This window comes from Actinacidiphila yanglinensis, assembly GCF_900107965.1.
Classification (GTDB): domain Bacteria; phylum Actinomycetota; class Actinomycetes; order Streptomycetales; family Streptomycetaceae; genus Actinacidiphila; species Actinacidiphila yanglinensis.
In genome coordinates, this window is sequence record NZ_FNVU01000012.1 from 175,246 (window position 1) to 194,006 (window position 18,761).

The window sequence follows — 18,761 nt, forward strand, 5'->3', positions numbered from 1 at the left end:
TCCGTCGTCGCCGCTCGGCGTGCGGAAACGGTGCCGCCGGCCGGCGCTGCCCGGCGGGAACGGGGCCGGGGGAGGGCACTGCCGATCAGCGGACGTCGTAGGTCAGGTGGGTCGCGGTCGAGGTCGGGACGACCGTCCGCTGCACCAGGGTGCGCCGGACGCCGCCGGTGAACAGCGGTGTGCCGGAGCCGAGGACGACGGGTGCGAGGTGCAGCGACAACTCGTCCACCAGGCCGGCGTCGAGTGCGGTGCCGATCGTGGCCCCGCCGCCCATGAGCACCACGTCGAGATCCTTGCCGCCGGCGGAGGACGCCGCCTCGGCGCGTGCGCGCGCGGCGGCGACGGCGTCGGGCAGCCCGGTGGTGACGAAGGTCCAGTCCAGGCCGGTGAGCCGCATCGACTCCGGCGGCGCACTCGTGACGACGACGAACGCGGGCCTGCCCACCTCCCGGGCGCCGTAGCCGGTCGCGTCGTCCCAGCCGTGCGGCCCGTCGACGACGTCGAACAGATGCCGGCCGAGGACGACGGCGCCCGAGCGGGCGGTCGCCTCGCGCAGGATCCGGCGGTCGTCGGGGTCGTCGGAGAACGCCCAGGTGTGCAGCGCCTCGCCGCCGGCGCCCAGCCCGCTGTCGGGGCCCGCGCCGGGCCCGGTGACGAAGCCGTCCAGGGAGACGGAGATGTCCGCGATGATTCGAGTCATGCCGGGGCAGACCGGAATCGCCGCCCGAAGTCATCGCTCCCGCGCGCACCGGTGAACCCCCGGTGACCGCACGGCCGGGTTGCGGCGGGACGCTCCCCGGTCGGTGCGCGCCGGACGAGCGCGGCGCACCGACCGGGTGCCCGGGAGTGGGGCTCCCGACCGCGTGGGGCTACTTGCCGTAGCCGGTGGCGGTGATGTTGCTCTGGACGGCGTTCTCCGTGGCGTCCGAGGGGTAGCCGGAGGTCATCACGCCCTCGTAGAAGGTGCCTTGGGCCCCCTTGCTGTTGTCGCCGCCGATGCCGAGGATGATCGCGCCCTCCTTGTGCATCGGGTTGTAGCCGGAGACGTTGGGCCGCACGCCGTTGTAGAAGGTGGACAGGCCGCCGGACTGGGCGTTGCCGCCGCGGATCGCCCAGTGGTTGGGCTGGCCCTTCACGACGGCGGTGGTGTACCGGTAACTGATGCTCGGGTCACCGGAGTTCAGGTGCTGGTTGACCCCGGAGAACAGGCCGTTCTCCAGATCCGCCATGATCCAGGGGCCGCTGCCCGAACCGTAGCCCCACACCTTGATGTTGCCGAAGTAGATGGCTTCCATGTGGCCGTTGCCGGTGTCGTTGTTGCTGGTCTCGGCGTTGCCGTAGTCGAAGCAGCAACCGCCGTTGTAGTGGGTGCCGTCCAGGACGGCGTACATACCCTCGGCGTTGTCGCCGGTCGCGATGCCGGAGGTGCTGTCGTCGCGGTATCCGGTGCCGGGTGCCACGTAGACGCCGTAGACCTTGTGGCCGGCCAGGGTGGTGGGGGCCGCGGTGGCGTTCGCGAGGTTGTCCGGACCGCCGGCGGCGCCCCCAGCCGGGGCCTGGACCAGGTCGTTGCCCCGCCCGGACTGGTCGTAGATCCGGGTGATGACGCACGTGGTGCCGGCGCAGAACGAGTCCTGCGCCGCGGCGTTGGCGTAGCCGCCGGCGGCGACCGGGTGGATGCTCAGGTACGTGTTGTCCGACGAGCGGCGGACCTGGTAGAGCGACCCGGTGTAGGAGGAGTACAGCGCGCGGGTGGTGCTGTGCGCGGCCACGCACGGGGTCCCGCCGGAGGCGTACAGGTCGCAGGGCAGGGAGCCGGCCGCCTGCGAACTCTGCGCGCCGCCGATCGTCGCCCCGGCGACGAGGACGGCCGCACCGGCGGTGGAGAGCGCCCACCTCCTGAGCCGGCGGCGGAGCGGGGGTGCTGCGGATGGGGACATGGGTCCTCCTTGGGTGGGGGGTGGTGCCGAGCGGCGCCCGGCCGGTCGGGGAGGGGCCGTTGGCGTCGAAGCCGCGGCCGTGGGGGGGAGGGCGTGCGGAAGCCACCAGACGCGTGAGGACGCCTCGGCTTCTTGATAGCGCTCACATCGGGGCGCGCGGCAGGTGGGTGCGCAACTCGCAGCGTGGGCCCGGCCCGGCGGCGCGAGCGGGCAGAGCGGTCAGGGCGGGCGCCACCAGCGGACCGGGCGAGGACCGCCGGTTATACGGAGCGGGGGGCGTGGTGGGGAGGGGCCCGCCGCACGCACGATTCGACGACTGGCACGAGGTGCTCCTGGCAGATGTGGGGGGTGATGCCGAGGCTGTTTTGTTAGCGCTCACAATCTGCGCCGTAAGATGACGCGCGCGATTCCGGGGACAGGCAACGCCCGAACGCGGGACCGTTGCCGCATTCGAGGCTGGCACACCCCACAGCCCGCTCACAAGAGGCGTGACGCCACCGATCGGAAATCCGCTCGCCATCTTCGGACGCCAACGTCCTTGCCCCGCAAGGAAAGTGGGCCGGCCGCCGCTCTCACCGGGCGCGACGCCAAGGCGGTTGTCGGTGCGGTGCGCTTCACTGGCGGCCATGGAACTCACCCAGGCGGCCCTCGACGACCTGCTCGCGCACCTCGGTCCGGGGGACGCACCGGTGTATCTGCCCGGCGAGGTGGGCCGGCATGAGCTGACCGAACTGCTCGCCGGGAGGTACGGAGCGCCCCGGACCCTCGTCCTGAACGGCGCCACCGATCCGACGGTGGACGACTCCAAGGGTGCCGCGCTTCTCGCCCCCTTCGCCGGACGGGCCGTGACGATACGGGCCTGGGCGGACGGCGCCCGGTGGATCGGTGCGGGCTCGGCGCTGGACGGTGAGGGGGTGGAGCGGGCGGTACTGACGGCCACCCCCAGGGCACTCCCGGAGGTCCTGGCGGTCGCTCCGGGGCAGGCCCCGGAGGACGTCGACTGGATGGCCCGGCTCGTGCGGGTCACCGGGTGGGAGCGCCCCGAGCGGCGGCCGGACCCGGACTGGGCGGAGATCGAGACGCGCCTGGGCACCCCGCTGCCGGACGACTACAAGCGGATGGTCGGAACGTTCGGCCGGGGTGCCTTCGACGGCTGGCTGGACCTGAACGCGGAGCCGTGGACCTCTCTGCGGGAGGACGGCCTGCTGATCTGGGCGAGCACGGAGCACGAGGACCTGTACGGCTGGCGCTTGGACGGCGACGATCCGGACCGCTGGCCCGTCGTGGTCCGCTCCTTCGACAACGTCGACACCTCTTTCCCCTACGGCGCCGCCGCGTTCGTCTGCCGCGTCCTGGTCGACCCGCACCACCGGTACTCGATGGCCCGCTTCTCCGAGACCCACTGGTTCGCGGGTGAGGAGGTCGAGGACTGATCCGGCGGGAGCGGCCGCGGTCCGTCCCCGTAGCAGCGTGATGCCGGGTCGGGCACCGCTGTGCCTTCGCGCGTCAGATATTGAGACGTCTTTTCCCATGGTGAGGCAGTGGTGCTGTCGGCGGCTGTACATCTGACCAGCCGGCTTTGTTCGAGAACGACTCGTAGCTGTATTGGGTGCTGCGCTCCCACTCGTCGCCGGTGAGGTACTCGTAGGCTCTGTCGGGTACACAGAGCAGTGCCTCGGCCCAGACGAGGTCGCTGACGAACGGCATGAAACGTACGGGGTCCTGACGTACGTTCTCGTACTCCTCACGGCCAGCCGCGACGACCGCGGCTCGGGTGTACAGGAACGCATCGCCCGACAGTCCCTCTCCGTTACGTCGACCTGTTCGAGCGGGTCACCGGTCTCGCGTTCGAGGCACCGGATGCCGAGACCCCGGTGCGGCAGCGGATCCGGCGCGCGCTGGCGACCGAGCTGCCCGAGTACTTCTGATCACGGCGCGACCGCTCCGCTCGTGACCGGTGAAGGCCCCCCGCCGCCCCGCCGTACGCGCAGGGCGGCGGGCTGATGGACGGCGGGCGCAGGCTTCACCCGGTCGGCACGTCGAGCCGCACGCGACGCTCAGCGGCCGATCCGGTCCAGCTCGGCGAGTTCCTCGTCGCCGAGGCGGAGTCCCGCGCCCGTGACGTTGTCGCGCAGGTGCGCCACCGAGGAAGTGCCGGGGATGAGCAGGATGTTCGGCGAGCGCCGCAGCAGCCAGGCCAGGGCGACCGCCATCGGTGTCGCGTCCAGCCGGACGGCCACGGCGGACAGCTCCGCGGACTGCAGCGGGGTGAACCCGCCGAGCGGGAAGAAGGGCACGTAGGCGATGCCCTGGCCGGCGAGGTCGTCGATCAGCTCGTCGTCGCGGCGGTGCGCGAGGTTGTACATGTTCTGCACGCACACGATCGGTGCGATCGCCTGCGCCTCGGCGACCTGCTCCTCCGTCGCGTTGCTCACGCCGAGGTGCCGGATCAGGCCCTGCCGCTGGAGTTCGGCGAGGGTCTCGAAGGGTTCGGCGAGCGAGCCGGGCCTGGGGCCCAGGGCGTCGCCCAGCCGGAGGTTGACCAGGTCGAGCGTGTCGAGGCCGAGGTCCGCCAGGTTCTCCTGGACGGCGCGGCGCAGGTCCTCGGGTCGCCGGGCGGGGGGCCAGCCGCCCTGCGCGTCGCGGACCGCGCCGACCTTGGTCACGAGGTGCAGCGAGGCGGGATAGGGGTGCAGCGCCTCGCGGATCAGCCGGTTGGTGACGCGGGGACCGTACGCGCCGGCGGTGTCGATGTGGGTGATACCGAGGGCGGCCGCCTCGCGCAGGACGGCGAGCGCGCCGTCGTGGTCGGCGGGCGGGCCCATGACGCCGGGGCCGGCGAGTTGCATGGCGCCGTAACCGAAGCGGGTGACGGTCAGGTCGCCCAGGTTCCAGGTGCCGCCGGGCAGTGCGGGTGCGTTCATGTCGTTCATGCCGTCGATGCTCGCTCGCGGACGTGCGGCGCTCCAACACCGACTCGGTGCCCTGTCATACCCGGTGGGTATCACCGAGGTACGCTCGGGTCATGGACACGTTGGAGTCCCGCGAGCTGAGGTACTTCGTCGCCGTGGCCGAGGAACTGCACTTCGGCCGGGCCGCCGAACGCCTCGGCATGGCGCAGCCGCCGCTGTCCCGGGCGATCCAGCAGCTCGAACGGCGGCTCGGCGTTCGCCTGCTGGAGCGCAACCGCCGCGGTGTCGCGCTGACCGGCGCCGGGGAGACGCTGCTGCACGAGGGCCGCGCCGCCCTCGACGCGACGACCGCCGCCGCCCGCCGCACCCGCCGGGCCGGCGGCGCCGACGGTTCGGGTCGCCCCCGCAACCGGCTGGTGCTCGCGGTGAAGGCCGCCTCCTCCCACGAGCTGCTGCAGAAACTCCTCGACGCCTACGCGGCCGAGCCCGGCGCCGCCGAGGTCGAGGTGCTGCCGAGCGGCACGTGCGAGCAGGGGGAGATGCTGCGCGACGGCCGCGCCGACGTGGCGCTGATGCACGCGCCGTTCAACTCCCTGGCCGGGTTCGACGGCGAGGAGCTGATGACGGAGGGGCAGATCGCCGTCCTGCCCGCCGGGCATCCCCTGGCGGCGCGCGCGACCCTGACCCTGGCCGAGGTCGGCGCCGTCCCCGGTCTTCCGCTCGCCCGCTGGTCCCGCGACGGCGCCTACCCGCCCGGTCCGGGTCCCGAGATCCACGACCAGAGGCAGCTGGCCCAGTTGATCGCCCTCGGCCGTACCGCGGCCGTCTTCCCCGAGTCCGCCCGCGCCTGGCTGTGGGCCGAGCACGCCGCCGTGCCCCTGAGCGACGCGCCGCCCGTCGTCACCCACATCGCCTGGCCCGCGCACAGCCGTTCCCTCGCCCTCGCGGAACTGGTCCGCACGGCCACCCGGCTGTGATCCTGCGGCGCGATCGGGTCCGCGGCCGCCCCGGGTCATCCGGTGCCGAGCGCGCTCCCGGGTGATCCCGTGCCGTGTGCGCTCCCGGGTGATCCCGTGCCGTGCGCGCCCGGGTGGATCCGTATCGAGCGAGTCCCCGGCTTCACCTGCGCCCGGCTTCACCTGCGCCCGGCCCCTTCCGCGCCCGGTCTCCACCGCGGCTCGCGCACCCCGACCCCGCGGCTCCGTACCCACACCCACGCCGCCGCACCCCACTCCCGCCTGCCCCGGTCGCCCCTCGATGGCGCCGCCCCGACCGCGGACCACCGACCCCGGAATGTACTAAGGCTGCTTGATAAAGTAGCCTTATCATTATGAGCGATGACCTCGACCCCGGTGCCGTCTCCGCCGCCCTGCTGGCAAGCCTCAGCGTGCTGCTGCGACGGGTGCGCCACGTACCGGTCGACGGCGGGCTGACGATGCCCGAGCGGACCGCGCTGTCGCAGCTGGAACGTTCGGGTCCCACCACCTCCTCGGCGCTGGCCCGGGAGGTGCAGATCACCGCGCAGGCCATGGGGGCGACCCTCGGCGCGCTGCGCTCCCGCGGCCTGGTCGACCGCCGCCCCGACCCGGACGACCGCAGGCGCGTGGTGCTCACGGTGACCGACGCCGGGCGGCAGGCGCTGAAGGACAAGCGCAACGCGCGGGTCGAACTCGTCGCCCAGGCCCTGACCAGCGGCGCGTTCAGTCCGGAGGAGCTGGAGCAACTCGCGGCGGCCGCCGCGCTGCTGGAGCGACTGGCACAGCACATCTGACACCGACCGAACGCTGGGGGAAGCAAGCCGATGACCGACCCTCCGAAGGTGCGCGCCGAGCGGCGCTCGCCCGCCGACCGCTACAAGTGGACGGCACTGACGAACACGACCGCCGCGGTCTTCATGTCCGCGCTGGACGGCTCCATCGTGCTGATCGCCCTGCCGGCGGTCTTCCGCGGCGTGCACCTGGACCCGCTGGCCCCGGGCAACATCGCCTACCTGCTGTGGATGATCATGGGCTACCGGCTGGTCCAGGCCGTCCTGGTGGTCACCGTGGGCCGGCTGGGCGACATGTACGGCCGGGTCCGGATCTACAACTCCGGGTTCGCGGTCTTCACCTTCGCCTCGATCCTGCTGTCCTTCGACCCCTTCGACGGCGGCCACGGAGCGATGTGGCTGATCGCCTGGCGCGTGGTGCAGGCCGTCGGCGGCTCGATGCTCACCGCCAACTCGGCCGCCATCCTGACCGACGCCTTCCCCGAGGAGCAGCGCGGCTTCGCTCTGGGCATCAACCAGGTCGCCGGGCTGGCCGGGATGTTCATCGGCCTGGTCGCCGGCGGACTGCTGTCCGCCTGGGACTGGCGCGCGGTGTTCTGGGTGAACGTCCCCGTCGGCGTGTTCTTCACGCTGTGGGCCTACCGCACCCTGCGCGAGACCGGGAAGCGCGGCGGCGGCCGGATCGACTGGTGGGGCAACATCACCTTCGCGGTGGGCCTCAGCGCGGTCCTGATCGCGGTGACCTTCGGCCTGCAGCCGTACCACGGGCACACCATGGGCTGGACCGATCCGCTGGTCGACGGGCTGATATCCGGCGGGCTCGTCCTGCTGGCGGCGTTCGTCGCCATCGAGCGACGGGTCTCCGCGCCGATGATCCAGCTGGGTCTCTTCCGCCTGCGGGCCTTCACTTTCGGCAACCTGGCGGGCCTGGCCATCTCGATCGGCCGGGGCGGGATGCAGTTCGTGCTCATCATCTGGCTGCAGGGCATCTGGCTCCCGCTGCACGGCTACGACTACAGCGACACCCCGTTGTGGGCCAGCATCTTCATGCTGCCGCTGACCGCCGGCTTCCTCGCCGCCGGCCCGGTCTCCGGCTACCTGTCCGACCGGCTCGGCTCCCGGGGCCTGGCCACCGGCGGCGCGCTGCTGTTCGGCGCCAGCTTCGTGGGGCTGATGCTGCTGCCGATCGACTTCAGCTACTGGATCTTCGCGGTGCTGATCGCGCTCAACGGCATCGCCAGCGGCATGTTCGCGTCGCCCAACTCCTCGTCGATCATGGGCAGCGTGCCCGCGCCCCTGCGCGGTGTGGCCTCCGGCATGCGCGCCACCTTCCAGAACTCCGGCACCGCGGTCTCCATCGGGGTGTTCTTCTCCCTCATGATCGCCGGGCTGGCCGGCAGCCTCCCGCACACGCTCACGGCAGGGCTGCGGCAGCAGGGCGTACCCGCCCACGTCGCCACCCAGGTCGGCGGCCTGCCCCCGGTCTCGTCGCTGTTCGCCGCCCAGTTGGGGGTGAACCCGGTCCGGCACCTGCTCCAGCCCAGCGGCGCGCTGGCCCACCTGACCGCCGCCCAGCAACGGACCCTGACCGGGCGGGAGTTCTTCCCGTCCCTGATCGCCGGCCCCTTCCACTCCGGCCTGGTCATCGTGTTCGGCTTCGGCGCGAGCCTCGCGGTCCTCGCCGCGATCGCGTCCCTGCTGCGCGGGGCCCGGCCCGCCGCCAAGGCCGCGGCGCCGCGGGAGGCCGCCACCGCCGCTGACCGTCGCTGACCCCCACGCGCGGCCGGACGGGTGCACCGCCGGCCGGGCCACCCCACCGTACGGCCGGCACCCGGCCGGCAACCTCAGGAGAGACCACCACCATGGCACTGACCGCGATCGACCCCACCCCCGCGCTGGTCGTCATCGACCTGCAGAAGGGCATCGTCCAACCCGGGGACGGCGGCGGCCCGTTCGCCGGCGCCGTCACGCGGGCGAGCCGGCTGGCCGCCGAATTCCGGCGGCACGAACTGCCGGTGATCCTGGTCAACGTGACCGGGCGCGCGCCCGGGCGCACCGAGACCGTACGGTCCCGTGGCGCAGCGATCCCGCCGGACGGCTGGGCCGACCTCGTCGACGAACTCGACGTCCGGCCGGGCGACCACCTGATCACCAAGCGGCGGCGCAGCGCGTTCCACGACACCGGTCTCGACACCCTGCTGCGGGATCTGGGCGCCACCCAGGTCGTGCTCGCCGGCATCTCCACCAGCTCGGGCGTCGAGTCGACCGCGCGCTCGGCCTCCGACCACGGCTACCACGTGGTGCTGGCCACCGACGCCATGGACGATCCCGACGCCGCCGCCCACCGGCACAGCGTCGAGCACGTCTTCCCCAAGCTCGGCGAGACCGCCACCTCCGCCGACGTCGCCGCGATGGTGGAGGCGACCCGATGACGCTGCTCGGCCGCCTCCTCCGCAACCGCAGGTCGGGCGCGACCCACCTGGCCTGGAACCTGCCCAACCTCCAGGGCCCCGAACAACTCGCCGTCACCAGCGCGCACTTCGGCGATGGCGAGACGATGCCGCGGGAGACCGGTGCGAAGAACATCGGCGGCGACAACCTCTCGCCCCAGCTGTCCTGGACCGCGCCGCCCTCCGGCACCGTCCAACTCCTGCTGGTCGTCGAGGACATCGACGTCCCCATGGCCAAGCCCGCCGTGCACTGCGTCGCCCTCATCGACCCGGCCGCCGGCGAGCTCGGCGCAGGCGCCCTCGCCGCGCGGCGGCCCGCCGCCGGGGTGCGGGTGCTGCGCGCCACCATCGGCCGCGGCTACCACGGTCCCGGGCCGATCAAGGGTCACGGGCCGCACCGCTACGTCTTCCAACTGTTCGCGCTCGGGGCGCCGTTGGATGAAGCAGCCGGCACGGTACCGGTGGACCGGGCGCGGCCGCGCACCCTCCTGCCCGCCGTCACCGCACCCGTTCTCGCCCGCGGCCGGCTGACCGGCGTCTACGAACGCTGACCCGCACGGCACCCCGGGTCCCGTCCCGGCCCCGGCGCTCGAAGCGAGGCCGGGGCAGGGCGGGGCAGGGCCGGCGGGCGCAGCTGCCGAAGCGGGGCGCTACCGGGAGCCGATCGCGGCGAGCCACGCGTCGACGGAGAGCACGTCCCCCCACAGCGGGAAGAGGTTCTCGGTGACCACCCGGTGGAGTTCCGGGTCGGTGTCGAGGCACGCGTCCGCGAGGACGGTGAGCCCGAGGTCGAGGTCGATCGCGCGGCACGCGGTGGACAGCACCACCGCGCTGGTGGCGATGCCGGCGAGCACGAGGTGGTCGATGTCGCGCGCCCTGAGCACCAGGTCGAGGTCACTGCCCGAGAACGCGCTCGCCCTGCGCTTAGCCACCACCACCTCGCCGGGCTCCGGCGCGACGTCGGGGTGGATCTCGGTGCCGGGCGCCCCCTCGGCGAACAGGCCGGCCCGCACCACGGTGGCCATGACCTTGCTGCGGGCACTGGCCCGCGGGTCGCCCGCCGGCAACCGCATCACCACGTAGATCACCGGAACCCCCGCCGCGCGGGCGCCGTCGATCGCTCGCCGCAGCCGCGGGAGGTAGCCCGCCCCGCTGCCGGCGCTGTCGGCGACGCCGACGATGTCCACGACGTCCCGCTGGACGTCCATCACGAGCAGCGCGCTGCCGGCCATGTCCGACCTCCTCCGTACCACTGGAAACCTGCGAACCCTGCGAACCCCTGTTGAACACGGTCGAGTATGGAGTCCCCGCGCCCCCGTCCGCGCGCCGTTTCCGTCTCGGGTCCCCTGATCGACGCCCGGTTGGCCAAAACGATTCAACCAAGGACGGGATCGTGAACTCCCTGGTGGCGGCCCTTCGGCGCAGGGCCCACCTTCGGAGACCTCCACCCGATGAACCGTTCAACCCGGTTCCGATCCTGTGGAGTTGGCTGCGGGCCTGCGAGGAGTATTGACGAGGCAATCGGTGTGTGATTTCTTTCGGGATTGCGGCGCCCTGGCGTTCGTTCACGTTCTTGTTTGCTGATTTCTGTTCAGTTGCCACTCCGTTGAACCGTGTTGCCACGGCCCTCCCTCGCCCACGGACCGGAAGTCCGTCCGTCGGAGGTCCGTGCATCCCTGAAGCAGTCCGATACGTGACGATCCCGGGAGGGGAGACGCATGCGTGAAAACCTTTCCAATGGTTCGGCGGCGCGAACTCCCGAGCGCCCGCGGCATCGCCGCGCACCGGTCCGCCCGGGTCACGCATCAGCCACTCCCAGCTATCCACCAAGGAGAGCCTGTGTCCCTGTCCCGCCGTACGTTCGCGGCGCTCACCGGGGCGGCGACCGCCTCGCTGGCCCTGCCGCACAGTGCCGGAGCCGCCACCCCCGGCTCCGCCGTGTCCCCGGCCGTCCGCCCGCAGGCCGGGCCGTCCGGCGCGACCCACACCGTCACCTTCGACCGGTACTCCCTGATCGTCGACGGTGAGCGGGTGCCCCTGTGGTCCGGTGAGGTCCACCCGTTCCGGCTGCCGAGCCCGTCGCTGTGGCGGGACATCCTGCAGAAGCTGGCCGCGAGCGGCTACAACGCGGTGTCGATCTACGCCAGTTGGAACTACCACTCGCCCGCGCCGGGCACCTACGACTTCACCGGCGTGCGCGACATCGGGCGCTTCCTGGACATGGCCGCCGAGGAGGGGCTGTACGTGATCGTACGGCCGGGGCCGTACATCAACGGCGAGACGGACGCGGGCGGTTACCCGGGCTGGCTGACGGCGACCACCGGCCGCGCCCGCACCAACGACCCCACCTACCTGGGGTACGCCGACGAGTGGCTCACCGCGCTGAACGCGGAGGTCGCCCCGCGCCAGTACAGCGGGGGCGGCGGCACCGTCGTGCTCTACCAGCTGGAGAACGAGTACGCCTCGTTCGTCACCAGCGCGACGGGCAAGGACTACATGGCGCACCTGTACGCGAAGGTGCGGTCGGACGGCATCGAGGTGCCGCTGTTCCACAACGACAAGGGCCGCAACGGCTACTGGGTCCCGGGCAGTTTCGACACCGGCGGGGAGACCGGCCGGTACCTGTACGCGTTCGACGGCTACCCCTCGGCCAGCGGGAACCCGCCGGACTGGGGCGTCTTCGGCACCGGCGGCGCCACGGGCGGCTCCACCGCCAGCCCCGACACCCCCGGTTTCATGGCGGAGTTCGGCGGCGGCTGGTTCGACTGCTGGGGCGGCGCGGAGTTCGCCGGCCAGGGGTACGCCGGCTCCCGGGCCGCCCGCAACGCGGCCTACGAGCGGCGGTTCTACCTGACGAACCTCGCCAACGGCATCAGGATCCACAACGTCTACATGACGTTCGGCGGCACCTCGTGGGGCTGGCTGCCCGCCCCCGTCGTCTACACCTCCTACGACTACGGGGCGGCGATCGACGAGGCCCGCAACCTGACCGACAAGGTCACCCCGATGAAGCAGATCGGGTCGCTGCTCTCGGCGTTCCCCGACCTCGCCGAACTCGACCGGGCGGCGGACACGGCCGCGAGCAGCACGTCGGTGCACGTCTACCACCTGTCCAACTCCGACCGCGGCTCGCACCTGTACCTGCTGCGCAACGACACCACGAAGGACGCCTTCTGCACGCTGCCGGTCGACACGGCGGCCGGCCCGCTCACCGTCCCGGCCGCGGCCGGCGGGCTCAAGGTGAGCGCCAAGGACGGCACCATGCTCGCCACCAACCTCTCGCTGGGGAGACGGGCGCTGCTCTACGCGACCGCGCAGCCGATGTGGCGGGCCTCCGGCGACGCCCAGGACATCGCGGTGTTCACCGGCCGGCCCGGTGACCCGGTGGAGATCGTGCTGCTCAGCCAGTCCGCGCCCCGCGTCAGCGTCACGTCCGGCGCCGCCGACACGGCGTACGACACGGCCGCCGGCACCCTGCGGATCAACGCCGTGCTCGACGGGCTCACGGTGGTCCGGCTCGACGGCGGCGGCTACGCGACCCCCCTCGTGGTCGTCCTCGCCGACGACGCCGCCGCGGCCACGCTGTGGCCGCGCGACACCGACGCCGGCTCCGTGCTCGTCAGCGGCCCCGCCCTGGTGCGCGGCGTCCGCGTCACCGGCCGCAGCGTGCACCTCACCGGCGACACCACCGCGCCGAGCGACCTGCGGGTGTGGTCGGACGGGCCCATCGCCGCGGTGGAGTGGAACGGCAAGGGCGTCGCGGTGTCCGCGACGCGCGACGGCAGCCTCCTGGCCCGCAAGCCGCTGCCCGGGCCCGGCGCCGTGCCGCTCCCGGTCCTGAAGGGCTGGCGGTACGCCGCGGAGAACCCGGAATCGGACCCGCGGTTCGACGACAGCGCCTGGCGCACCTGCGACCTGACGACCAGTCACAGCACCACCGCGCTCCCGGCCGGGCAGCCGGCCGTCCTGTTCGCGGACGACTACGGCTTCCACTACGGCGACGTGTGGTACCGGGCCGAGGTGGCCGACGCCGCGACGGCCGAGGACATCGTCCTGTCCTACCAGACCGGTACCCTCGGGCTGCTGATGGCCTGGTGGGACGGCCGCCCCCTGGGCACCCACCGCATGCCGGTCCCCACCCTTGCGCAGGCGACGACCGGAACCTGGTCCGCCACCGCGCAGTTCGGCGTGCCGGAGGATCTGCGCGGCGACGGGCCGCACACCCTGGCCCTGCTCGTCCGCCGCATGGCGCACGACGAGGACGGCGGCGCCAACGACGGCTTCAAGTCCGCCCGGGGCCTGACCGCCGCGACGCTGGACGGCGCGCCGCTGACCTGGCGCATCCAGGGCGCCACCGGGGACGACACCGCGCGCGGTCCGCTCAACACCGGCGGCCTGTACGGGGAGCGCGCGGGCTGGCACCTGCCGGGCTTCCCCGACCGCGACTGGGCCGCGGTCACGCTGCCGTACACCGACACCCGGCAGGGCGTGGCCTGGTACCGCAGCGGGTTCACCCTCGCCGTCGACCCGGGGACCGACGCCTCGATCGGCCTGACGTTCACCGACGACCCCGCCCGGGCGTACCGCGTGCAGATCTTCCTCAACGGCTGGAACATCGGCCAGTACGCCAACGACGTCGGCCCGCAGCACACCTTCGTCCTGCCCAACGGCATCCTGCGCACCCGGGGCGCGAACACCCTGGCGCTGGCGGTGCTCAGCGACGGCAGCGGACCGGCCGGCCCGGCGCTGCCGGCGCTCACCCTCCTCGGCGCCGCCGCCGGCGGCACCCCGGTGGAGGACGTCGCGTCCCCGGGCTACCGGCCGGCCGGCAAGGACCACCGGTCCTGACCGCACGGCAGAACTCCCGGTGGAGCGCCCGACCCCAGTGAAGGGGTCGGGCGCTCCACCGGGAGCGGGGTGGCGGACCGGCCGGCGCGACGGGGCCGGCCGTCACATGGGCGACCCCCCGGTCACCCGGATCTCCTCGGCGGTGCCGTCGGGGAAGACGACCCGGACGGCGCCGTCGGCGGTGAGGGTGGCGCGCGTGCCCGTACGCAGGGCCGCGCGGTCCCGTGCCACCGACGGGTCGGCGGTCAGGACGACGAGGCTCGCCAGGATCCGGATCCCGCCGGGGTGGCGGGCGGTGAGCAGCGGGGTCGCCGAGTGCTGGCCGTAGGCGTTGTGGCCGCGGGCCGAGGCCACCGCGCTGCGGCAGGAGGCGTCGGCCTCCTCCCAGCCGAGCAGCGCCACCAGGGCGCTGGTCAGGCCGTCCTGGCGGTGCGCGACGGCCCATCCGGTGCCGCTCTCCGCGACGGGGACGGCGCGGTCGTCGGCCACCGCCCACCCGCCTTCGCGGACCCGGGCGCCCGCGGGTGCCTCGACCCGGTGGATGCGCACCTCCCAGGGGCCGTGGGCGACGCTGGCGGTCGTGATCCGCGCGTACCCGCCCCCTCCCGTGGCCGGGCGGGTGTGCCAGGACGCGGCGCGCCGGCCCTCCGCGAAGAGGCGGTGGATGCGGCCGCGGACCGAGGGGCCGGGCACGTCGAGCAGCGCGATCTGGTTGTCCGGGCCCGGGAGTTCGCCGCCGGGCGGTGTCTCCGGCGCGGTGGCGGTGGAGTAGGCGAAGCGGGTGTAGTGCGGGTCGTCCAGGGCGGGGGAGGTGGGCGACTGGTGGTCGCTGCCGTGGTTGACCAGGCGGACGATGCCGTCCGACGCCGTGGAGTGCAGCAGCCAACCCGGCCCGGGCAGCGCCAGGTGGCGGTCCGCGGTGTCGACCGGGCTGGGCTCCTCCCGCGCGGTCCACACCGGGTGGTCGGGGGGCAGCAGCAGGCCGAGGAACGCCTTGTTGGCCCAGTAGGGCGACGCGGGCCCGGAGTACGCCTGGGTGACCGGCAGGTAGGGCCGATACCAGCCCAGCCGTAGCAGTCCCTCGTCGTCGGGCACGCCGCGCTCGGCGAAGTGCCGGAGGGTGCCCGACGCCAGCCGGCGGGTCCGGCCCGGCGGCAGCGGGGTGGCGTCCGCGAGGACACCCGCCCACAGCGGGGCGGCCGCCGCGAAACGGTAGGTGAGGGAGCGGCCCTGGTGGATGGGCGCGCCGTCGGCGCCGAAGAAGTACTGGTGCGTGGACAGGAAGCGCCGCAGCCGCTCGCGATGGGTGGCCACCAGCATGCCGTCCGCGCGGGGCCCGGCGATGCGGGCCCACAGCACCGGATAGAGGTGCAGGGTCCAGGCGTTGTAGTAGTCGAACTTCTGCCCGTCGCCGTCGGTGTACCAGCCGTCCCCGCGATACCAGTCGTCCAGCCGGGACAGGCCCGCGTCGATCTCCTCGCGGCGGTGCGGTGCGCCGATCGAGGCCAGGAACTCCTCGGTGACGACCTGGAACAGGCGCCAGTTGGAGTCGTTGGGCCGGGCGCCCACGAAACCGCCGAGCCAGCCGGCGACGCGCTGGCGCACCGGGTCGGGGAGGGTGTCCCAGAGCCACGGCCGCGTCTCGTGCAGGGCGATGGCGATGGCCGCGGCCTCGACCATGGACTGCGCGCGGTCGGTGATGGGGGGCCAGTGCTCGGGGTCGGCGGGGTCGGTTCCCGCGGCGAGCCCGGCGGCGTAGCGGTCGACGAGGTCGCGGATGCGGGTGCTGCCGGGTTCGTCCCGGCCGCGGGCCCCGGCGATGCGGCAGGCGGCCAGCGTGAAGGACCGGGCGTAGCCCTCGAGTCCGTCCGACCGGTGGCCGGAGTGGCTGGTCCGCCCCGGCAGCCGGTACTGGGCCCTGCCGGGTGAGGCGTAGGGCAGCAGCGCGTCCAGCATGCGGTCGGCGGCGGCCTCCCAGTGGGCCCGGGTGTAGCCGGTGTACGGCGACAACTCGGGGTCGTCGGGGGGTTGCTGCGGGGAATCGGCCAGGAGGTTCGGCGCGGTCATGCCGGTTCGGGCCCTTTCATGGGGTGCGCTCCGGTGGGGGCGCGGCGACGCTTTCGCGTACGACGATGTGAGTGCCGAGCACGTGACGGCTGCTCGGGGAGTCCTGCGGCGTGCGCAGGGCGATGCGCACGGCCTCACGGCCCAGCTCCTCCGCGGGGGTGCGGACCGTGGTCAGCGGCGGGTTGAAGTCCGCCGCCAGGGGGATGTCGTTGTAGCCGACGACGGAGATGTCGTCCGGGACGCGCAGGCCCGCGTCGGCGATGGCGCGCAGGGCGCCGGCGGCGACCATGTCGTCCCCGGCGAACACGGCGGTGAAGTCCCGTCGGCGCTTGAGGAGTTCGGCCATCGCGCGCTCGCCGCCCTCCCGGCCCAGGCCGGAGTCGATGACGTGCGCGGCCTCGGGGGGCAGCCGGTGCTCGGCCAGCGCGGCCCGGTAGCCGGCGACCCGGGCGTCCAGGGCGGTGTTGCCCGGGAGGCCGCCGAGGAAGACGATCCTCCGGTGGCCGGCGGACAGCAGGTGGCCGGTGATGGCGCGGGCGCCCGCCTCGTTGTCGAACTCGACCACCAGGGCGGGGATGTCGGGGCCGGGCGCCGGACGCCCGCACAGCACGAGCCGGGCGCCGGAGGCGTTCAGGGCCTGCGCGTACTGCGCGACGCGCCCGCGGTAGGTGTCGTCCTCGACGACACCGCCGACCAGGATCACCAGGCGGGCGCCCTCCTCCCGCATGAGCTGGACGAACTCCAGCTCGCGCTGCGGCTCGCCGCCGGTCGTGCCGACCAGGCACAGCCAGCCGTGGGCGGCGGCCTCCGCCTCCACCCCCTCGGCGACGTGCGCGTAGAAGGGGCTGGTGACCTGGCGCACCAGGACGGCGACCATCTTGCGGCCGCCGCCGACCAGCGCGCGGGCGTGGGCGTTCGCCACGTAGTCGAGGGCCTGCGCGGCACGCAGCACTCGCGTCCGGGTCGCCTGCGGCACCGCGTAGTTGCCGCTGAGCACCCGGGACGCGGTGGCCACGGACACACCCGCCCGCTCCGCCACGTCCCGGATGGTGACCCGCCGATTCGCCGCCATGTCGCTCCTGTTCTCCAGCCCCGTTGCCGTGTACGCCATCACCGCCTCACGTGTTCGCGGCGTGTTCCTTGGCGTACTCCTCGGCCATTCTGTCGCCGCCGCCGGAGCGCCACTTGCTGATGGCGCCGTCCAGCGCGGACAGCGACGCGCGCCCGGCGATGACGGAGGTGATGGTGTCGTCCATGTCGGCCTTGAGGGTGGTGCCCTGGGCGTTGAAGGTGGCGGACTGCAGCCCGAACGAGGCGTCGCGGATGGCGACCGGCACCACCTTCTGCTGCCAGGCGTGCAGGGTCCGCGTCGCCTCGGGGAAGCCCGGGACGAAGAGCACCTGGGGGCCCTCGGCCAGGTAGCGGAAGGGCAGGTTGGTGATGTTCTCGACCTGCCCGAGCTCGGTGGTCTGCGGCGAGCCGTCCGTCCCGCGGGTGAAGTGCACGCCCTCCACGCCGAAGTGGGTCAGCTCGTACTCCTTGGTGCCGAACGGCGCGGCCAGGTAGTCCAGGACGCGCAGCAGCAACTGGATGCGCTCCTTGGGGGCCTTCTTGAGGATCGTGTACCCGAAGGACCTGCGGGCCGCGACGACGCCGCCGGGCGTCCCGTCGACCGCGTACGGCAGCGCGGGCGCCGGCGTCAGCAGGCCCTTGGAATCGGGGTACAGGGCCGTGTAGTTGCCGAAGCCGTTCTGCAGCGAGCCGATCGTCCCGTTCAGCAGCAGCGTGTAGGCGTCCGCGGTGGACAGCGACGTGGAGTCGGGGTGGTAGTAACCGGCCTTGCGCAGCTGCGCCTGGTAGGCGACCGCCGCCTTGAAGCGCTCGTCGGTGTAGCCGGGGTGGAAGGCGCCCTTGCCGTCCACGGCCCAGCCCTGCGGCGCGTTGTGCGCCGCGGAGTGCACGTTGTTGTTGAAGTCGGAGCCCTTCGCGGACCCGAGTGCGTACTTCTTGCCGTGGGTCGCCTTCCTCGCGACGGCGGTGAAGTCCTGCGCGGTCCAGCCGTCGTGCATGCCGGCGGCGGTGAAGTCGCCCTGGTTGAGCCACAGCGTCGAACCCGGGATCGGCCGCTCCAGCGGGATGCCGTGGATCCGGCCGCCGATGCGGCCCATGTCCTGCCACGCCTGGGTGGGGATGCCGGCCAGGTTCGGATAGTCCGCGACGGCGGCGCCGGACAGGTACGGGGTCAGGTCCTGCGCCCTGACCTGGACGAACTGCGCCTCGCGCGGCAGGACGAAGCCGGAGAACATGTTGATGACGTCCGGGAGCGAACCGGGGTCGCCGGCCATGACCGTGGCCATCTTCGTCTGGTAGTCGTCGGTCGGGATGACGGTGTACTCGATCTTGACGCCGAGGGCCTTCTCGACGGCCTTCCAGTACTGGTTGCCCGCCTCGGGCTTCGGCGGCGTGCCGAAGGTGACGGACATGACCTTGATCGTGCTGCCGTCGCCCGGGGTGTGGGAGACCGAGCCGACGAGGTGCGAGGGGTAGGAGGTGAAGCCGGCCTGCACGCCCGCGCCGGTCGGCGCCAGATCCGGAGCCGGTCCGGAGGCAGCGTGGTAGGTGGGCCAGGGAGCGAGCTTCTTCCCCGCGTTGGACACGTTGCCGCCGGCCGCCGAGGAGGAGGTGCAGGCAGAGAGCAGCCCGGGAACGGAGGCCGCGGCACCGGTCGCGGCGAGGGAGCGCAGCAGTGTGCGCCGGGACATTCTGGACATGAGCG

At 73.2% G+C, this 18,761-nt stretch carries 14 protein-coding genes and 1 pseudogene; 7 read left to right on the forward strand and 8 right to left on the reverse strand.

Features of this window, described 5'->3' with window-relative positions; all coding sequences use genetic code 11:
- Positions 1–85 precede the first annotated feature (85 nt).
- Positions 86–700: a dihydrofolate reductase family protein gene (locus tag C4U44_RS25980; protein ID WP_103888432.1), complete on the reverse strand. Its 615-nt coding sequence runs from the start codon at positions 698–700 to the stop codon at positions 86–88.
- A gap of 132 nt (positions 701–832) precedes the next feature.
- A pseudogene (locus C4U44_RS25985) lies at positions 833–1,940 on the reverse strand (arabinofuranosidase catalytic domain-containing protein); the annotation flags it as partial.
- A 626-nt stretch (positions 1,941–2,566) separates the two neighbouring features.
- On the opposite strand from C4U44_RS25985, the gene C4U44_RS25990 reads away from it, so the two are divergent.
- Positions 2,567–3,373 (forward strand): SMI1/KNR4 family protein, encoded by an 807-nt coding sequence (locus tag C4U44_RS25990; RefSeq protein ID WP_103888434.1) that lies wholly within the window; start codon positions 2,567–2,569, stop codon positions 3,371–3,373.
- A 73-nt stretch (positions 3,374–3,446) separates the two neighbouring features.
- Here C4U44_RS25990 and C4U44_RS41005 read toward each other — a convergent pair whose 3' ends face one another.
- Both C4U44_RS41005 and C4U44_RS25995 read right to left on the reverse strand, forming a co-directional pair.
- Positions 3,447–3,740, reverse strand: a complete 294-nt coding sequence (locus C4U44_RS41005) for a DUF4240 domain-containing protein (protein WP_107503995.1) — start codon at positions 3,738–3,740, stop codon at positions 3,447–3,449.
- Between the two features lie 257 nt (positions 3,741–3,997).
- A complete protein-coding gene (locus C4U44_RS25995) occupies positions 3,998–4,864 on the reverse strand; it encodes an aldo/keto reductase family oxidoreductase (RefSeq protein WP_407642890.1) in 867 nt (288 codons plus the stop codon).
- Between the two features lie 101 nt (positions 4,865–4,965).
- Here C4U44_RS25995 and C4U44_RS26000 point away from each other — a divergent pair, with 101 nt between their 5' ends.
- The 5 genes from C4U44_RS26000 (at position 4,966) to C4U44_RS26020 (ending at position 9,621) form a co-directional block, all read left to right on the forward strand.
- Positions 4,966–5,829, forward strand: a complete 864-nt coding sequence (locus C4U44_RS26000) for a LysR family transcriptional regulator (RefSeq protein WP_103888436.1) — start codon at positions 4,966–4,968, stop codon at positions 5,827–5,829.
- Positions 5,830–6,182: 353 nt separating this feature from the next.
- Positions 6,183–6,623: a MarR family winged helix-turn-helix transcriptional regulator gene (locus C4U44_RS26005; protein WP_103888437.1), complete on the forward strand. Its 441-nt coding sequence runs from the start codon at positions 6,183–6,185 to the stop codon at positions 6,621–6,623.
- A 30-nt stretch (positions 6,624–6,653) separates the two neighbouring features.
- Positions 6,654–8,390: an MFS transporter gene (locus tag C4U44_RS26010; RefSeq protein WP_103888438.1), complete on the forward strand. Its 1,737-nt coding sequence runs from the start codon at positions 6,654–6,656 to the stop codon at positions 8,388–8,390.
- Positions 8,391–8,482: 92 nt separating this feature from the next.
- Positions 8,483–9,052, forward strand: a complete 570-nt coding sequence (locus C4U44_RS26015) for an isochorismatase family cysteine hydrolase (RefSeq protein WP_103888439.1) — start codon at positions 8,483–8,485, stop codon at positions 9,050–9,052.
- Positions 9,049–9,621, forward strand: a complete 573-nt coding sequence (locus tag C4U44_RS26020) for a YbhB/YbcL family Raf kinase inhibitor-like protein (RefSeq protein ID WP_103888440.1) — start codon at positions 9,049–9,051, stop codon at positions 9,619–9,621. The genes C4U44_RS26015 and C4U44_RS26020 overlap by 4 nt, the downstream gene beginning before the upstream one ends.
- Positions 9,622–9,720: 99 nt before the next feature.
- Here C4U44_RS26020 and C4U44_RS26025 read toward each other — a convergent pair whose 3' ends face one another.
- The gene (locus C4U44_RS26025; protein WP_103888441.1) at positions 9,721–10,302 is read right to left on the reverse strand and encodes a cysteine hydrolase family protein; all 582 of its coding nucleotides are present in this window, start codon (positions 10,300–10,302) and stop codon (positions 9,721–9,723) included.
- Between the two features lie 607 nt (positions 10,303–10,909).
- On the opposite strand from C4U44_RS26025, the gene C4U44_RS26030 reads away from it, so the two are divergent.
- Positions 10,910–13,918, forward strand: a complete 3,009-nt coding sequence (locus C4U44_RS26030) for a beta-galactosidase (protein ID WP_103888442.1) — start codon at positions 10,910–10,912, stop codon at positions 13,916–13,918.
- A gap of 102 nt (positions 13,919–14,020) precedes the next feature.
- Here C4U44_RS26030 and C4U44_RS26035 read toward each other — a convergent pair whose 3' ends face one another.
- The 3 genes from C4U44_RS26035 to C4U44_RS26045 are packed head-to-tail and all read right to left on the reverse strand — an operon-like array spanning position 14,021 to position 18,756.
- The gene (locus C4U44_RS26035; RefSeq protein WP_103888443.1) at positions 14,021–15,985 is read right to left on the reverse strand and encodes a DUF2264 domain-containing protein; all 1,965 of its coding nucleotides are present in this window, start codon (positions 15,983–15,985) and stop codon (positions 14,021–14,023) included.
- Between the two features lie 16 nt (positions 15,986–16,001).
- Positions 16,002–17,057, reverse strand: coding sequence for a LacI family DNA-binding transcriptional regulator (locus tag C4U44_RS26040; protein ID WP_103888512.1), 1,056 nt, complete (start codon positions 17,055–17,057; stop codon positions 16,002–16,004).
- A 46-nt stretch (positions 17,058–17,103) separates the two neighbouring features.
- Positions 17,104–18,756: an extracellular solute-binding protein gene (locus C4U44_RS26045; protein WP_103888444.1), complete on the reverse strand. Its 1,653-nt coding sequence runs from the start codon at positions 18,754–18,756 to the stop codon at positions 17,104–17,106.
- Between the last annotated feature and the right edge of the window lie 5 nt (positions 18,757–18,761).

What these genes read in the sequence shown, in the direction of transcription:
- C4U44_RS25980 (WP_103888432.1), bottom strand. Translation starts at nt 700, where the DNA reads ATGACTCGAATCATCGCGGACATCTCCGTCTCCCTGGACGGCTTCGTC.
- C4U44_RS25990 (WP_103888434.1), top strand. Translation starts at nt 2,567, where the DNA reads ATGGAACTCACCCAGGCGGCCCTCGACGACCTGCTCGCGCACCTCGGT.
- C4U44_RS25995 (WP_407642890.1), bottom strand. Translation starts at nt 4,864, where the DNA reads ATGAACGCACCCGCACTGCCCGGCGGCACCTGGAACCTGGGCGACCTG.
- C4U44_RS26000 (WP_103888436.1), top strand. Translation starts at nt 4,966, where the DNA reads ATGGACACGTTGGAGTCCCGCGAGCTGAGGTACTTCGTCGCCGTGGCC.
- C4U44_RS26005 (WP_103888437.1), top strand. Translation starts at nt 6,183, where the DNA reads ATGAGCGATGACCTCGACCCCGGTGCCGTCTCCGCCGCCCTGCTGGCA.
- C4U44_RS26010 (WP_103888438.1), top strand. Translation starts at nt 6,654, where the DNA reads ATGACCGACCCTCCGAAGGTGCGCGCCGAGCGGCGCTCGCCCGCCGAC.
- C4U44_RS26015 (WP_103888439.1), top strand. Translation starts at nt 8,483, where the DNA reads ATGGCACTGACCGCGATCGACCCCACCCCCGCGCTGGTCGTCATCGAC.
- C4U44_RS26020 (WP_103888440.1), top strand. Translation starts at nt 9,049, where the DNA reads ATGACGCTGCTCGGCCGCCTCCTCCGCAACCGCAGGTCGGGCGCGACC.
- C4U44_RS26025 (WP_103888441.1), bottom strand. Translation starts at nt 10,302, where the DNA reads ATGGCCGGCAGCGCGCTGCTCGTGATGGACGTCCAGCGGGACGTCGTG.
- C4U44_RS26035 (WP_103888443.1), bottom strand. Translation starts at nt 15,985, where the DNA reads ATGACCGCGCCGAACCTCCTGGCCGATTCCCCGCAGCAACCCCCCGAC.
- C4U44_RS26040 (WP_103888512.1), bottom strand. Translation starts at nt 17,057, where the DNA reads ATGGCGGCGAATCGGCGGGTCACCATCCGGGACGTGGCGGAGCGGGCG.
- C4U44_RS26045 (WP_103888444.1), bottom strand. Translation starts at nt 18,756, where the DNA reads ATGTCCAGAATGTCCCGGCGCACACTGCTGCGCTCCCTCGCCGCGACC.